The organism is Nonomuraea sp. JJY05 (assembly GCF_043496855.1).
GTDB lineage: Bacteria > Actinomycetota > Actinomycetes > Streptosporangiales > Streptosporangiaceae > Nonomuraea.
On the sequence record NZ_JBIEIS010000032.1, the window covers coordinates 21359 to 35762 of the forward strand.

The 14404-nt window shown below is 69.8% G+C and carries 15 protein-coding genes; 8 read left to right on the forward strand and 7 right to left on the reverse strand.

Going from position 1 to position 14404, the window contains the following annotated elements; all coding sequences use genetic code 11:
- Positions 1-2: 2 nt before the first annotated feature.
- Both ACFKCF_RS39805 and ACFKCF_RS39810 read right to left on the reverse strand, forming a co-directional pair.
- Positions 3-1451 carry an alpha/beta hydrolase gene (locus ACFKCF_RS39805; protein WP_394500490.1) on the reverse strand — a complete coding sequence of 483 codons (1449 nt, stop codon included), beginning with the start codon at positions 1449-1451 and terminating at the stop codon, positions 3-5.
- 93 nt (positions 1452-1544) lie between these two features.
- Complete coding sequence (locus ACFKCF_RS39810; protein WP_192788337.1) at positions 1545-1754, reverse strand: DUF2530 domain-containing protein; 210 nt, start codon at positions 1752-1754, stop codon at positions 1545-1547.
- Positions 1755-1837: 83 nt separating this feature from the next.
- Here ACFKCF_RS39810 and ACFKCF_RS39815 point away from each other — a divergent pair, with 83 nt between their 5' ends.
- The 4 genes from ACFKCF_RS39815 to thpR all read left to right on the forward strand — a co-directional run bounded on the left by ACFKCF_RS39815 (position 1838) and on the right by thpR (position 5707).
- Positions 1838-3280 (forward strand): NCS2 family permease, encoded by a 1443-nt coding sequence (locus ACFKCF_RS39815; RefSeq protein WP_394500491.1) that lies wholly within the window; start codon positions 1838-1840, stop codon positions 3278-3280.
- Positions 3281-3397: 117 nt separating this feature from the next.
- On the forward strand, positions 3398-3850 hold the full coding sequence (locus ACFKCF_RS39820) for a MarR family transcriptional regulator (protein ID WP_366322016.1): 453 nt from the start codon (positions 3398-3400) through the stop codon (positions 3848-3850).
- A 23-nt stretch (positions 3851-3873) separates the two neighbouring features.
- Positions 3874-5097, forward strand: a complete 1224-nt coding sequence (locus ACFKCF_RS39825) for an MFS transporter (protein ID WP_394500492.1) — start codon at positions 3874-3876, stop codon at positions 5095-5097.
- 52 nt (positions 5098-5149) lie between these two features.
- Positions 5150-5707 carry an RNA 2',3'-cyclic phosphodiesterase gene (thpR, locus tag ACFKCF_RS39830; protein ID WP_394500493.1) on the forward strand — a complete coding sequence of 186 codons (558 nt, stop codon included), beginning with the start codon at positions 5150-5152 and terminating at the stop codon, positions 5705-5707.
- A gap of 95 nt (positions 5708-5802) precedes the next feature.
- Here the strand turns inward: thpR and ACFKCF_RS39835 are convergent, their stop codons facing one another.
- From ACFKCF_RS39835 to ACFKCF_RS39850, 4 genes are all read right to left on the reverse strand, one after another.
- On the reverse strand, positions 5803-6771 hold the full coding sequence (locus ACFKCF_RS39835; RefSeq protein WP_394500495.1) for an aldo/keto reductase: 969 nt from the start codon (positions 6769-6771) through the stop codon (positions 5803-5805).
- A gap of 298 nt (positions 6772-7069) precedes the next feature.
- The gene (locus ACFKCF_RS39840) at positions 7070-7210 is read right to left on the reverse strand and encodes a hypothetical protein (protein ID WP_394500496.1); all 141 of its coding nucleotides are present in this window, start codon (positions 7208-7210) and stop codon (positions 7070-7072) included.
- A gap of 29 nt (positions 7211-7239) precedes the next feature.
- Positions 7240-8388: a hypothetical protein gene (locus ACFKCF_RS39845; protein ID WP_394500497.1), complete on the reverse strand. Its 1149-nt coding sequence runs from the start codon at positions 8386-8388 to the stop codon at positions 7240-7242.
- Positions 8385-8912: a SigE family RNA polymerase sigma factor gene (locus tag ACFKCF_RS39850; RefSeq protein WP_394500499.1), complete on the reverse strand. Its 528-nt coding sequence runs from the start codon at positions 8910-8912 to the stop codon at positions 8385-8387. The genes ACFKCF_RS39845 and ACFKCF_RS39850 overlap by 4 nt, the downstream gene beginning before the upstream one ends.
- A gap of 89 nt (positions 8913-9001) precedes the next feature.
- On the opposite strand from ACFKCF_RS39850, the gene ACFKCF_RS39855 reads away from it, so the two are divergent.
- Positions 9002-10039 carry a hypothetical protein gene (locus tag ACFKCF_RS39855; protein ID WP_394500500.1) on the forward strand — a complete coding sequence of 346 codons (1038 nt, stop codon included), beginning with the start codon at positions 9002-9004 and terminating at the stop codon, positions 10037-10039.
- 411 nt (positions 10040-10450) lie between these two features.
- Here ACFKCF_RS39855 and ACFKCF_RS39860 read toward each other — a convergent pair whose 3' ends face one another.
- Complete coding sequence (locus ACFKCF_RS39860) at positions 10451-10822, reverse strand: hypothetical protein (protein ID WP_394500501.1); 372 nt, start codon at positions 10820-10822, stop codon at positions 10451-10453.
- A gap of 250 nt (positions 10823-11072) precedes the next feature.
- Here ACFKCF_RS39860 and lhgO point away from each other — a divergent pair, with 250 nt between their 5' ends.
- The 3 genes from lhgO to ACFKCF_RS39875 are packed head-to-tail and all read left to right on the forward strand — an operon-like array spanning position 11073 to position 14385.
- Positions 11073-12263, forward strand: a complete 1191-nt coding sequence (gene lhgO, locus ACFKCF_RS39865) for an L-2-hydroxyglutarate oxidase (protein ID WP_394500502.1) — start codon at positions 11073-11075, stop codon at positions 12261-12263.
- Between the two features lie 17 nt (positions 12264-12280).
- Positions 12281-12973 carry a response regulator transcription factor gene (locus ACFKCF_RS39870; RefSeq protein WP_225963761.1) on the forward strand — a complete coding sequence of 231 codons (693 nt, stop codon included), beginning with the start codon at positions 12281-12283 and terminating at the stop codon, positions 12971-12973.
- Entirely contained in the window at positions 12973-14385 is a 1413-nt protein-coding gene (locus ACFKCF_RS39875; RefSeq protein ID WP_394500503.1) for a sensor histidine kinase, read from the forward strand. The genes ACFKCF_RS39870 and ACFKCF_RS39875 overlap by 1 nt, the downstream gene beginning before the upstream one ends.
- The last annotated feature ends 19 nt before the right edge of the window (positions 14386-14404 follow it).

Here is a 14404-nt window from a genome sequence, read left to right on the forward strand (position 1 = left end):
CGTCAGGCCGCGCAGGTGGTGGACCTGGCGGGCACCTTGCCCTCCAGCACGTACGCGTCCACCGCCCGCATGACGCACGCGTTGCCCGTCAGGTAGGCCCCGTGCCCCTCGCCCTCGTACGTGACCAGGACGCCCGTCTTGAGCTGGTCCGTGAGCCGCGTGGCCCACTGGTAGGGCGTGGCCGGGTCGCCCTTGCCGCCGACGACCACGATGGGCCCGGAGCCGGTCGCGTCGATGCGCTTGGCCGCGTCGTCGCCCGGCACCGGCCAGTGGGCGCAGGGAGCGCCCGAGCCCTCGGCCGACAGGACCGGGAAGATCTTCTCCACCCGGTCGTTGACCTTGGCGGTGTCGGCGGCGGTGGGCCGCTCGGCGGTGTCGGCGCAGCTGATCGCCTGCAGGCTCGTCATCATCGTCGTGTACGTTCCGTCCGCCCTGCGCCCCGTGTACGCGTCCGCCAGCATGAGCAGCGCCGTGCCGTTGCCCTTGATCGCCGCCGCGGCGGCCTGCTCCAGCACCTGCCAGGTCGCCTTGGCGTAGAGCGGGGTGATGATGCCGAGCTGGCCCAGCCCGTACGTCAGCTCCCGGTCTCCCACCTTCAGAGGCTTGTCCTTGAGCCCGTCGAGCAGGCCCACGACCGCCTTCTCGACGGCGGCTGGGTCGGCGCCCAGTTCGCAGCTCTGCGCCACGCAGTCCTCGGCGAACGCCTGGAAGGCGTGCTCGAAGCCCTCCGCCTGCGTCACCACCCGCTGCTCCCACGTGACCGTGGGGTCGAAGGCGCTGTCCAGGACGAAGCGGCCGACGTTCTTGGGGAACTGGGTGGCGTACACGGCGCCGAGATGCGTGCCGTACGAGAGGCCGAAGTAGTTGAGCTGCTTGTCGCCGAGCGCGGTCCTGAGCAGGTCGAGGTCCTTGGCGGCGTTCACGGTGCCGACGTACGGCAGGAGCTTGCCCGAGTCCTGCTGGCACGCCGCCGCGAACTCCCCGGCCAGCCGGTCGCCGTCGGCCTCGGTCGTCGCCGCGAGCAGCTTGGCGATCTGGCCGCCGCACTTGACGCCGGAGCTGCGATCGACGCCGCGCGGGTCGAAGCTGACCAGGTCGTAGCGGGTGCCCAGGCTCCCGAACGCCCTGGCGGCCTGCGCCATCGTGTCCACGCCGGACGCGCCGGGGCCGCCGAAGTTGAAGACCAGCGAGCCGAGGCGGTCGCCGGTGGCCTTGACGCGGATGAGCGCAAGCTCGATCTTCTCGCCGTCAGGTCTGGCGTGGTCGAGGGGGACTTGGAGCTTGCCGCACTCGACGCCGGGGGCGGGGGGCGCCGGGTTGCCGTCCGGGCCCCTGAGGTCCGTGCACGTGCTCCACGCGACCGCACCCGGCTCCTGGGCGGGCCGGTCGGCCGTGCCGCATCCGGCGAGCGCTACCGCGGTCAGGAGGACTGTCCCTATGGCCTTCTTCATGCTGACAAGCATGCTGAAGCCGGGATAAGCCGAGGTAGTGGGTGGAAACACCACATCCAGATGACTTCGGCGAAGCGCTGGAGATGACGAATGTCAGTTTCGCTGCCGGCGGCGGACGAACCACATGCCGAAGAGCCCGAAGCCGATCCCGGTCACGCAGGTCCAGATCCACCAGGTGTTCTCGGGGGCGGGACGGAAGATCAACAGGGCGACCAGCGCGACGGCCCACACCGCGGTGCCGATGGCGACGGCGGCCGTGTCGTTGGTCTTGATCGGCTCCGGATCGGGGTGCCACTGCTTCACGTTGTCCAGCCTAGCTTCCAATAGGGTCTCGATCTCATTACCGACTCTTTTCCCAGCTCATCGCGCCTGTCACTCTTCGCGTCGTGAGCGACACTCGTAACGCTATCGACCGTTTCTTCCAAATCTCCCAACGAGGCTCGACCGTCTCCCGCGAGGTGCGGGGCGGCCTGGCCACGTTCTTCACCATGGCCTACATCGTGGTGCTGAACCCCATCATCATTGCCAACGGCACAGACGTGCAGAAGCAGGTCATCGGCGACGGCACGACGCCCAACGTGGCGCTCGTCGCCGCCGGGACGGCTTTCGTGGCGGGCGTGCTGACGATCCTCATGGGCGTCGTCGGCCGGGTGCCCTTCGCGATGGCGGCGGGCCTGGGCCTGAACGCCTTCGTCACCTTCAACATCGCCAAGGTGATGACCTGGGAAGAGGCCATGGGCCTGGTCTTCCTCGAAGGCGTCATCATCGCCGTCCTGGTGCTGACGGGGCTCAGGACGGCGGTCTTCCACGCCATCCCGGCCCAGCTCAAGACCGCCATCAGCGTGGGCATCGGCCTGTTCATCGCGTTGATCGGCTTCGTCGACGCCGGCTTCGTGCGGCGCGTGCCGGCCGGGCCGCCGCTGGAGATGGGCATCGGGGGCAACCTGACCTCGTGGCCGATCTTCGTGTTCGTGCTCGGCCTGCTCGTCACGGCCGTGATGGTGGCGCGCAAGGTCAAGGGCGCCATCCTGATCGGCATCGTCGGCACCACCGTGCTGGCGATCGTCGTGGAGCTGATCACCAAGTCCGGCCAGTTCTCGGCCAAGAACCCCGGCGGCTGGCAGCTGAACGTCCCGAAGGTCCCCGAGCAGATCTTCGGCTTCCACAACCCGCTCACGCTGTTCACGGAGTTCGACCCGTTCGGCGCGTTCAGCAGGATCTCGGTGCTCCTGGCCGTGCTGTTCGTCTTCACCCTGCTCATCACCGACTTCTTCGACACCATGGGCACCATCGTGGGCGTCGGCCGCCAGGCGGGCCTGGTGCAGGAGGACGGGACGCTGCCGCGTACCAGGGAGATCCTGCTCGTCGACTCGATCGGCGCGGCGGCCGGCGGCGCCGGGTCCGTCTCCTCCAACACCACCTACATCGAGTCGGCCGCCGGTGTCGGCGAGGGCGCCCGCACCGGTCTGGCCAGCGTGGTCACCGGGTTGCTGTTCCTCGTGGCGATCTTCTTCGCGCCGCTCGTCCAGGTCGTCCCGTACGAGGCCGCCGCGCCCGCGCTGGTCGTGGTCGGCTTCCTGATGATGACCTCCATCCGCGACATCGACTGGAACGACTACGAGGTCGCGATCCCGGCGTTCCTCACCGTCGTGATCATGCCGTTCACGTACTCGATCTCCAACGGCATCGGCGCCGGCTTCATCAGCTACGTGCTGATCAAGGCCGTGCGGGGCAAGGCGCGCGAGATCCACCCGCTGCTGTGGGGGGTCACGATCCTGTTCGTCCTGTACTTCGCGATCGGGCCGATCCGGGTGCCCTTCGGCGTCTGAGCAGGCCCTCGAAGCCACCCCGCGCGCGCGGGGCGGCTTCGAGGTACCAAGGAGGTACCAGATATTTGCTTTCGGAAATTTCTCGACATGCCGTATAGTTAGCAAAGGTAATGACACATGCTAACCAACACCCAGCCCAAGACGGACCTGCGCAGCGACGCAGGCCTGGCTTCAGCCCTGCGCGTCTCAATGGCAAGGCTGACCAGGCGCCTACGACGACAGGCGGCAGCCCACTCGCTGACTCCCACACAGTTCGCGACGCTCGCCGCGGTGGAACGGCATTCCGGGATAACCCCCGGCGAATTGGCCGAGCTCGAGAAGGTTCAGCCGCCCTCGATGACCCGCGTGATCGCCGCGCTAGAGGAGCGCGGCCTGCTCTCGCGCAGCCCGCATCCGACCGACCGGCGCCAGGTGACCGTGACGGTAACCGAGGCCGCCGAGAAGCTGCTGAAGGAGGAGCGACGCCGCAAGGAGGCGTGGCTGACGCAGCGGCTGAAGGAGCTCTCACCAGAGGAACGGTCAGTGCTCCGCCAGGCGGCGCCGATTCTGGAGAAGCTCAGCAGGATATAGAGCCTGAAGAACCCAAGACCGGGATGTTCCGGTCGCTCAGGATTCCTAACTACCGCATGTTCGCGGCAGGTGGCATCGTCTCCAACGTCGGCACCTGGCTGCAGCGCACCGCCCAGGACTGGCTGGTGCTCGACCTCACCCACGGCAGCGCGGCGGCGCTCGGAACGGCGACCGCGCTGCAGTTCCTGCCGATGCTGATCTTCGGGATGTTCGGCGGCGTGCTCGCCGACCGCTACCCCAAGCGGCCCATCCTCATCGCCGCCCAGTCGCTCATGGCGACCCTGGCGCTCACCATCGGCGTGCTCACCATGACGGGCTCCGCCCAGGTCTGGCACGTGTACGTGATGGCGTTCCTGCTCGGCCTGATCTCCTGCGTCGAGGTGCCCACGCGGCAGGCGTTCGTGGTCGAGATGGTCGGCCGGCGGGACCTGTCCAACGCCATCGCGCTGAACAGCTCCATCTTCAACCTCGCCCGCGTGGTCGGCCCGGCGCTCGCCGGTGTGCTGATCTACGTGCTCGGCGGCACGGGACCCATCTTCCTGATCAACGCGGCGACCTTCGGCGCGGTGATCTCCAGCCTGGTCTTCATGCGCAGGTCCGAGCTGAACCCCGCCGCGCCCATCCCCAGGGCCAAGGGCCAGCTCCGCGAGGGGCTCCGGTACGTGGTCGAGCGCGAAGAACTGCTCATGCCGGTGCTGCTGATCGGGTTCGTGTCGATGTTCTCGCAGTCGTTCTCGATGTCGATCGCGCTCATGGCCCGCGAGGTGTTCAAGGCCGGGGCGTCCTCGTTCGGGCTGGCCTCCAGCATGTTCGCGGTGGGGGCGCTCGGCGGGGCGCTGCTCGCGGCGCGCCGGGCGCGCCTGTCACGCAAGGTCCTGATGGCCGGGGCGCTCGGGTTCGGGCTCTTCCAGATCGCCACGGGGCTGGCCCCGTTCTACCCCGTCTACCTGCTGCTGCTGATCCCGACCGGGATCGCGCTGATCACCATCAACACGGCCGCCAACGCCAGCGTCCAGATCGCCACGTCCCCGGACATGCGGGGCCGGGTCATGGGGATCTACATGCTGGTGTTCACCGGCGGGGCTCCCGTGGGCGCGCCGCTGATCGGCTGGCTGTCGGAGCTGGGCGGCCCGCGGACGGGCGTGATCCTGTCCGGCGTGCTGGTGCTGGTCGGCACCGGGCTGGCGGTGCTGGTGACGCGCCTGATCAGCGCCCGCGTCGCGAGGCCGGCGCTCGCGGTCGCCTGAGGCCCCACCCCTGGGGCCCAGGCGGCAGGTGGGCAAGAGACAATCAGGTGGTATGAGGCTGTTCGCGGCGCTGGTGCCGCCGGACGAGATCCTGGACGAGATCTCGCGCGCCATCGCGCCGCACGTCGGGCAGGTGCCGGGGCTGCGCTGGCCCGACCGTGCCACCTGGCACATCACGCTGGGCTTCTTCGGGGAGGTGCCCGAGCAGGTGCTGCCCGAGCTGGAGGAGCGCCTCGCCCGCGCCGTACGCCGCTACAGCGTCCTCGACCTGGCCTTCAGCGGCTTCGGCGCCTTCTCCTCCGCCCGCCGGGCCAGGGTCTTCTGGGTGGGCGTCACGGGCGATTCCATGACGAGGCTGGCGGACTCCGTCAAGGCGGGGGCCCGGCGGGCCGGGGCCGTACAGACCGATGAGAAGCGGTTCCACCCGCACCTCACGCTGGCCCGAGCCAAGACGGAGACGGACCTGCGCCCGCTGGTCGAGTCGCTGTCCGGGTTCAGCGGCTCGCCGTGGCGGGCGGAGCAGGTCCGTCTCGTCCGCAGTCACACGGGAGCCCAGGTGAGGTACGAGTCACTCGCCGAATGGGCGCTCGCACCCTCCGGGCAGAGCTAGGCTCCAGACCGTGGATCGTCCTCGCATGTGGCTGCTGCCCATTGTGCTCGGCCTGCTCCTGCTCATCGTCGTCATCGGCGCCCTGGTGAGCTGAGCTACCAGGCGTAGTCCTCCGGAGCCGTGCGGTGACCGGGGAAGATCTCGTCGAGACGGGCCAGCGTGGCCTCGTCGAGGTCGATCTCCAGGGTCCGCAGGCTGCCCTCGAGCTGCTCCAGGGTGCGCGGGCCGATGATCGGCGCGACGACCGCCCGCTGCTTGAGCAGCCAGGCCAGGGCCACGTACGCCGGGTCCTCGCCCAGCTCGTCGCAGAGCTTCTCGTACTGCTCGATCTTGTCGCGGTGCTTCTCGAGCTCCTTGACCATGTGGTCGGAGGCCGAGCGGCCCTTGTCGATCTTGCGCAGCACGCCGCCGAGCAGGCCGCCGGCCAGCGGGCTCCACGGGATCACACCGAGCCCGTAGTCCTCGCACGCGGGCAGCACCTCCAGCTCGACCGCGCGGGTGAGCAGGTTGTAGTGGGACTGCTCGCTGATGAGGCCGTTGACGTTACGCCGGACGGCCGCCTCCTGGGCCTTGGCGATGTGCCAGCCGGCGAAGTTGGACGACCCCACGTAGATGATCTTGCCCTGCTGGCGCAGGACGTCCATCGCCTCCCAGAACTCCTCGTACGGGGTGTCCCGGTCGACGTGGTGCGCCTGGTAGATGTCGATGTAGTCGGTCTGCAGCCGCTTCAGCGAGGCGTCACAGGCCCTGCGGATGTTGAGTGCGGACAGCTTCTGGTCGTTGGGCCAGTCGCTCATCTTGCCGTTGAGCTTGGTCGCGATGACGGTCTTCTCCCGGCGCCCGCCGCCCTGGGCGAACCACCGGCCGATGATCTGCTCGGTGATGCCCTCGCCCAGCTTCCATCCGTACACGTTGGCCGTGTCGAAGAAGTTGATCCCCAGCTCCAGCGCGCGGTCCATGATCGCGAAGGAGTCTTCCTCCGAGGTCTGGGGGCCGAAGTTCATGGTGCCGAGGCAGAGCGGACTAACCTGCAGGCCACTGCGTCCGAGGTTGACGTAATCCATGACTTCAACCCTAAAGACCTGGAGTGCACTCCAGGCCATACACTAGGTCCATGATCTCGAATGGAGCGCTGACGGACATCCGCGCTTCATGATCGCTTTACTTCGCGCCGCCGTGCCGTTGTTCCTGGCGATGGTAGCGGGCATGGTCGGCTCGCTGGTGGTCGCCTCGGTGCTCGGCAAGCATGACACAGTGACCTTGGCCGCGTTCGCGGTCGTGACCGCCGTGCTCACCCCCGCCAGCGCCGCGGTGCAGGGGGCGCTGCCTCACCGCGCTCAAGCGGTCCGCCGCCAGCCTGTCCTACTTCGAGATCGGGTACGGGCTGCTGGTCGTGGCCGCCGTACCCGTGGCCAGGACCTGGGGGATCACCGGCCTCTGGGTGGCCATGGCGGTGGCCAACGGGCTCGTGGTGGTGCTCCAGGGCCCGGTTTCCACCGCCACAGCGCCAAGGTCGGGCGGGTTCTCGTCGGCTAGAAGCCCGGGAGGATGAGGTCGCCCGCCCAGGCCTTGTACGTGTACTCGGCGAGCTTGCGGATCCGGCCGGTGTTGACGTCGATCGCGTACGTGGCGTTGCCCAGCGTGGGCATGCCGTCCCTCTTGCCCCCCCAGGACGTGTCGCGCAGCACGTCGCTGAGCACCACCTCCGTGGGGCTGTGCCAGCCGCCGATCCGCGGGAACCGGAAGCCCTCCGGGATGTCGGTGAACTTGGCCCTGGACAGGACCTTGCCGGTGGTGACGTCGAGGGTGACGATCGTGTCGAAGTCGTGGGTCACGGTGTGGTCCTTGACCTCCTCGCCGTCGAGGTAGACCAGCGTCCGCCCGTCCGCGGACAGCTCGCCGACCTGCGCCGAGATCTGGTTCAACGGCGTCACCTTCCCGTCGTCGAACAGCCCCAGCCGGTCCTTGCCGTCAGTGACCACGACCGGGCTCCCGCCGTTGCCGATCCGGCGCACGCGCCACCCCTCGGGGATCTCGGTCACCTGGCCCGTCTCCATGTCCACCACCGAGCTCTTCCGGGCCAGCGGGCCGAGGAAACGCCCGTCGGGGGAGAGCACCAGCACCACCCCGCTCTTGACCATCGTCTCCCGCGTGACGGTTTGCGGGGTGAGCCAGATCCGGCCGTCGGCCAGGTCCCGGACCGCGAACTTCTGGTCCTTCTCGCTGTAGTACGCCACCCGCTTCCCGTCCGAGGAGATCGTCAGGGGGCCGCCGGTGTTCATGTAGTTCTGGGGGACCTGCTCGGTGTACACGCTGAGCGCCTCGGGCATCCGGAAGCTCCCGCCGGTGCTGGTCACCAGCCGCCACTGGGCGCATTCCCCGCCGAAGGTCTTGGTGTTCTTCCGGGGATCCCACTCCAGGCCGCAGAAGTCGTAGTACGCGTACGCGGCCGGGTCCACGCCGGAGGCGGGCAGCGCGTCCGCGATCTCGCCGGTCATCGTGGCGCCGCCCGGGGTGGTGATCAGGACGGTGGCCGTGAGCGCGGCCGCGACCAGCGACGCCACCGCCGAGCCGAACGTCGCCGCCTTCCACCTGCGTGCCCCCCGCACCGCCCGCTCGGCCAGGTCGACCTCGGGCGCCTGGGCGGCGATCAGCTGGAGCTCGTCACGGAACCGGGTCATCGGTAGACCTCCTCGGGATCGACGTCGTGGAGCAGTTCGGCCAGCTCAGGGGCGAGGGCGCGTAAGCGGCCGAGCGCGTGGCTGGTCTGGCTCTTGACCGTGCCGGGCGAGCAGCCGAGCAGGTCGGCGGTCTCGTCGACGCTGCGGTCCTCGTAGTACCGCAGCACCAGCACGGCCCGCTGCCGTGGCGTCAGGCGCAGGAGGGCCCGCTGCAGCGCCATGCGGTGCAGGCTCGCGTCCTCGGGGCCGGCCCCGGGAGCGATCTCCGGCGGGTGCGCGGTGAGCGTCTCCGTGGCACGCCTGCGCCGCCGCCAGGAGATGTGCTCGTTGACGAGCGCCCTGCGTACGTATGCCTCCGGATTGCCGTCTTTCGTCAGCTTCCTCCAGTGCCTGGCCGTCCGCATCAGAACGGTCTGCAGCAGGTCCTCGGCCTGCGGGGCGTCGCCGGTGAGCAGGTACGCGGTGCGCATCAGCGCGTGCTGGCGGCCGCGGACGAACTCCCGGAAGCCCTCGTATGGGTCCATGCCTCTCCTTCCACCCGCTATCAACGCGGACATGAGCGGCGGCGTTGGAGGTCAGTCTTGGGCGGCGACTCGTGGGGCATGATGTCGGAGTGGGGGATGGAGTGATTCGGGCGCTGGCCGCCGTGGGGGCTGTGGCGATGGCCACCTGTGTGCTGTTCACCGTTCCCGCCCGTGCGGCGGTGGCGGACGAGGGGATGGAGAAGCTTTTCACCTTCAAGGATCCCAAGATCACGGAGTCCAGCGGACTGGCCGTCTCGCCGACGCACGAGGGCATCTACTACACGCACAACGACAGCTCCGCCAGCCCGGCCTTCTACGCCGTGGACGGCAAGGGGCGGACACAGGCCACCTTCCAGGTGCGGGGCGCCCAGGCGAGAGACTGGGAGGCCATGGCGGCGACCAAGGATCCGGCCACGGGGCAGGCCACGCTGTGGTTCGCGGACATCGGCGACAACCTCAACGGGGCCTGGCCGGACATCTCCATCTACCGCGTGGTGGAGCCCCAGACCATCAAGGACGCCACCCTGCCCGCGACCCGCTACCGTTTCCGCTACGCCGACGGCGGCCGCAACGCGGAAGGCATCATGATCAACCCCCGGACGGGACGCCTCTACGTGGTGTCCAAGGAGTTCTCGGGGTCCGTCTACGCCGCGCCGAAGAAGCTCCGTACCGACAGGACGAACGTCCTGCGCAAGGTGGCCACCGCGCCCCTCATGGCCACGGACGCCGCCTACGCCCCCGACGGCTCCTCGTACGTCATCCGCACGTACTTCTCCGCCACCCTCTACCGCCCGTCGGGCGACATGATCTCCAAGGTGTCGATGCCGGAGCTGAAGCAGGCGGAGTCGATCGCGTACACGGCGGACGGCAAGTCCCTCCTCACGGGCACGGAGGGGCCCCGCAGCCCGGTCTACCGCGTCACCCTCCCCGCCGCCGCCCACCCCACCACCACCCCGAGCCCGACGTCGGCGGCGCGGCAGACGCCCGCCAAGGACGCGGGCACGGCCTCGCAGGCGGCCGCCGGGACGGGCGCGACCGGCTTGACGACCAAGGACATCCTGATCTGGATCGCCGCCGCCGCCACGGCCCTCGGCACCATCACCTTCATCGCCCGCCGCACCCGCTGACCCGCACTTCCAGGCGCGGGCCGGCGAGCGGTTGCAGGGGCGACCTCGGGCGCGGTGCTCGGCTGTCGGCGTGCTGCGGCGGTCCGGCACGGCGAGCGCGCTTTCTGGGCGCCGGGTCGGCGGGCAGGTGTGCGGTAGTGCTCGGCGCAACGCGTGCGGCGCTCAGGGGGTGAACGGGCGCGGTGCGGGGGCGCATCGGGCGCGAGCTCCGGCGCAGGCGTGGGTCGGGCGCGGTGCTCGAGTGCGAGCTCGGGCCGATGGCGGGATGCGGTGGCCGGAGGGGCGAAGAAGGCGGTCAACGGGGCGCCGTTGCGGCGGGGGCGGTGAGGCTGGTGAGCGTCTCCCTGGAAGGCCGGTCACCGGCGACGGCGGGTGGTGCTCACCGTGCCGGCCGTAAAAAGATCGAAAGGGCTACGGGGAACGCATGGTGGCGGTGAAGAGGTCGCCGCGCAGGGCGCGTTCGACCACCTCGATCGAGCGGGACAGCCGCACCAGCCGCGGCCCCTCCTCCCGGTACGTGTCCAGCACCGCCTCGATGGCGTGCGGCGGCAGGTGCCCCTTGAGGTCGACCGCCGCCCCCCGGTAGCCGGCGCGGGCGGCCTCCACGGCGGAGGCGACGTGGTGGCGGGCCATGCTGGCGAGCGCCACCGGGTGCCGCCTGAGCACCTCGTAGGCGCGATAGTCGGGCGGCACGGCGTCGAGCAGCCAGGCCACGGCCGAGGTCTCCCAGTCGGGAACGCTGGGCGGGCGGACCTCGGGCGGCCACTCCGGTGGCAGGTACATGCCGCCATCGTACTCATGTTCGACTCGATGCCCAGGAGGGGCTCAGGAGAGGCCGAGGAGGGGCGGAGGGGGCGTGGCTCGGTGGGTGAGCCACGCCCGGGTGGAGGAGCGGCAGTGGTGGGCGGCGTCCAGAAAGATCGCAGCCGAACGAATGCAAAGAGTGCGCACGATGCGATGGCCATGCCCATTGGTTCAAGCGCTGGATCGCCCGGATATAGCGGGGAGGCCCGGTTAGCCGGAAAATCGTCGTGTGACGGAGAAGATCGGAGTCGTGGGAGCGGGCATAGTCGGCCTGGCCGTGGCGCGGGAGCTCGCGCAGGCCAGGGGTGCCGAGGTGACCGTGCTGGAGAAGGAGCCGCACGTCGGCGGCCACCAGACCGGCCACAACAGCGGAGTCGTCCACGCGGGCATCTACTACCCGCCGGGCTCGCTCAAGGCCAGGCTGTGCCGCGAGGGCGTGGCGCTGCTCAAGGAGTACTGCGCCGCCAACGCCCTGCCGTACGACGAGGTCGGCAAGCTGGTCGTCGCGAGCAGCCGTGCCGAGCGGCCGCTGCTGAGCGCGCTGGCCGAGCGGGCGCGCGCCAACGGCGTGCCGGGCATCGCCGAGCTCGACGGGCTGGCGCTGCGCGAGATCGAGCCGCACGCGGTCGGCGTCGGCGCGATCCACTCGCCGCACACCGCGATCTGCGACTTCCCCGCCGTCGCCCGCCGGCTCGCGCTCGACGTGGAGGAGATGGGCGGGTCCGTACGGCTCTCGCATCCGGTCCGGGCGATCAGGGAGCGGTCGGGGGGCGTGGACGTGCTCGCGGCCAGGCGGAAGTTCACCTTCGACCGGCTGGTGGTCTGCGGCGGCCTGGGCACCGACACGGTGGCCGGGATGGCGGGGCACCCGGGGGATGTGCGGATCGTCCCGTTCCGAGGGGAGTTCTACGCGCTCCAGGGCGCGGCCAAGGATCTCGTCCGCGGGCTGATCTATCCGGTGCCGGATCCGCGCTATCCGTTCCTGGGGGTGCATCTGACGCGCCAGATCGACGGCGGCGTGCTGGTGGGGCCGAACGCGGTGCTCGCCCTGGCCTACGAAGGCTATACCTGGCGAAATATCCGAAATTTCGGTCAAATCCTTGGCTGGCCGGGGACGCTGCGCATGGCCAGGACCCACTGGCGTACGGGGATCAAGGAGGTCTACGGGTCCCTCGTCAAGGGCGCGTTCGTCAGGGGCGCCCGCCGCTACGTCCCCGAGCTCACCGCCGCCGACCTCGTACGGGCTCCCGGCGGCGTCCGCGCCCAGGCAGTCGCCAGGGACGGCCGCCTGGTCGACGACTTCGTGGTGGACGTGCACGGCAACATCGTCCTGGTGCGCAACGCGCCCTCGCCCGCCGCCACCTCCAGCCTGGCGATTGCCCGGCACATTGCCGGAATTGTCCCAGCACTCGTCCGATGAGGGCATCCTTGGATGTGATGGAATCACGCCTGCTGATCGTCGAGGACGATCCCAACATCCTCGAGCTCCTGGCCGCGAGCCTGAGGTTCGCGGGTTTCGACGTGACCACCGCGAAGAGCGGCCACGACGCCGTCGCCGCCGTGCAACGGCACCGGCCCGACCTCGTCGTGCTCGACGTCATGCTGCCCGACCTGGACGGATTCGAGATCGTCCGGCGGCTGCGCGGCGGCGGGCTGCACACGCCCGTGGTGTTCCTGACCGCCCGTGACGAGACCGAGGACAAGATCCGCGGGCTCACGATCGGCGGCGACGACTACGTGACCAAGCCGTTCAGCCTGGAGGAGGTGGTCGCCAGGATCCACGCGGTCCTGCGCCGTACGAACGGCGACCTCCCGGCCGCCCCGCCACGGCTGACGTTCGCCGACATCGAGCTGGACGAGGAGAGCCACGAGGTGTGGCGCGGGGGCAACGCGGTGGCGCTGTCGCCGACCGAGTTCAAGCTGCTGCGCTACTTCATGACGAACGCCGGCCGCGTCCTGTCCAAGCCGCAGATCCTCGACCACGTGTGGGACTACGACTTCAGGGGCGAGGTGGGCATCGTCGAGTCGTACGTGTCCGTGCTCCGCCGGAAGATCGACAACCGCAGCCCCCGGCTCATCCACACCCTGCGCGGTGTCGGATACGTCCTTCGCCTGCCACCGAGTCCCTGATGCGCGGCCTGCCGCTCCGGATCAAACTCATCGCGTCGATGCTGGCCCTGCTGGGGTTCGGCATGACCTTCATCGGCCTGGTGAGCGTCTCGGTGCTGCACGGCTACCTCATCGACCGGGTGGACAGCCAGCTCGGCCTGCTCAACGCCCGCATGCACAAGAAGGTCGTGAGCGACTGGCGCAAGGACAGGGAGACCTCGGAACGGCCGATCATCATCGAGTCCGACGCGATCGTCCTGGTCAAGGAGCCGGGCGGCGATTTCGTGCCGATGCTGACCGACCGCGACGTGGACCTGAAGCCCAAGCCGGTGCTGTCGTCCTCGCCGGGTCCGGAGGCGTACACGGCGCCGGCGATCAGGGGGGACGGCGAGTGGCGGGTGCTGGAGCGCGTGGTCCAGCGGCGGACGCTCGTGGTCGCGGTGGACCTGGAGGAGGTCGACGCGATCACCAGGCGGCTCGTGCTCATCGAGCTGCTGGGCGGCGGCGGCATCCTGCTCCTCCTGACCGTCGCGGGCATCACGATCGTGCGGCGGAGCATGCGCCCGCTCGGCCAGATCGAGCGCACGGCCGAGGCCATCGCCGGCGGTGAGCTGGGCCGCCGGGTGCCGGACGCCGACCCGCGTACCGAGGTCGGGAGCCTGGCCAACTCGCTGAACGGGATGCTCGCCCAGATCGAGGCCGCCTTCGCGGCGCGCTCGGCGTCGGAGGCGGCGGCCCGCCGCTCCGAGGACCGCATGCGCCAGTTCATCGGCGACGCCTCCCACGAGCTGCGCACCCCGCTGACCTCCATCCGCGGCTTCGCCGAGTACGCCAGGCAGAACACCGGCGCCGACCCCGCCGAGCTGATGCAGCGCGTGGAGAAGGCCGCGGGCCGGATGAGCCTGCTGGTGGACGACCTGCTGTTACTGGCCAGGGTGGACCAGCAGCGGCCGCTGAGGATGCGCCCGGTGGACATGCTGGCGCTGGCCGCGGACGCCGTGCAGGACGCCAGGATCCTCGCGCCCGACCGGATCATCAAGCTGGACGTGGTCGGCGGCGCCGCCCTGATCGTCTCGGGCGACGAGGTACGCCTGCGCCAGGTCATCAGCAACCTCGTCACCAACGCGATCATCCACACCGAGCCCGGCTCGCCGATCATCGTGCGCATCGGGGCGGGCTCGGAGACGCTGTTCCTGGAGGTGGTCGACAACGGTCCCGGGCTCACGCCCGAGCAGGTCGAGCACGTCTTCGAGCGCTTCTACCGCGCCGACTCCGCCAGGTCGCGCCGCCGTTCCGGCGAGGACCGGGGCAGCGGGCTCGGCCTGGCCATCGTGCGGGCGCTCGTCCAGGCCCACGGCGGCACGGTCACGCTGGACAGCTCGCCGGAGGCCGGCTCAACCTTCCGGGTCGAACTCCCACTCGCCTTGGAGTGAGCCTTCAGCTAACCCTCAG

Coding starts and splice junctions, on each gene's coding strand:
- ACFKCF_RS39805 (WP_394500490.1), bottom strand. CDS start 1,451: ATGAAGAAGGCCATAGGGACAGTCCTCCTGACCGCGGTAGCGCTCGCC.
- ACFKCF_RS39820 (WP_366322016.1), top strand. CDS start 3,398: ATGCTAACCAACACCCAGCCCAAGACGGACCTGCGCAGCGACGCAGGC.
- ACFKCF_RS39825 (WP_394500492.1), top strand. CDS start 3,874: ATGTTCCGGTCGCTCAGGATTCCTAACTACCGCATGTTCGCGGCAGGT.
- thpR (WP_394500493.1), top strand. CDS start 5,150: ATGAGGCTGTTCGCGGCGCTGGTGCCGCCGGACGAGATCCTGGACGAG.
- ACFKCF_RS39835 (WP_394500495.1), bottom strand. CDS start 6,771: ATGGATTACGTCAACCTCGGACGCAGTGGCCTGCAGGTTAGTCCGCTC.
- ACFKCF_RS39845 (WP_394500497.1), bottom strand. CDS start 8,388: ATGACCCGGTTCCGTGACGAGCTCCAGCTGATCGCCGCCCAGGCGCCC.
- ACFKCF_RS39850 (WP_394500499.1), bottom strand. CDS start 8,912: ATGGACCCATACGAGGGCTTCCGGGAGTTCGTCCGCGGCCGCCAGCAC.
- ACFKCF_RS39860 (WP_394500501.1), bottom strand. CDS start 10,822: ATGTACCTGCCACCGGAGTGGCCGCCCGAGGTCCGCCCGCCCAGCGTT.
- ACFKCF_RS39870 (WP_225963761.1), top strand. CDS start 12,281: ATGGAATCACGCCTGCTGATCGTCGAGGACGATCCCAACATCCTCGAG.
- ACFKCF_RS39875 (WP_394500503.1), top strand. CDS start 12,973: ATGCGCGGCCTGCCGCTCCGGATCAAACTCATCGCGTCGATGCTGGCC.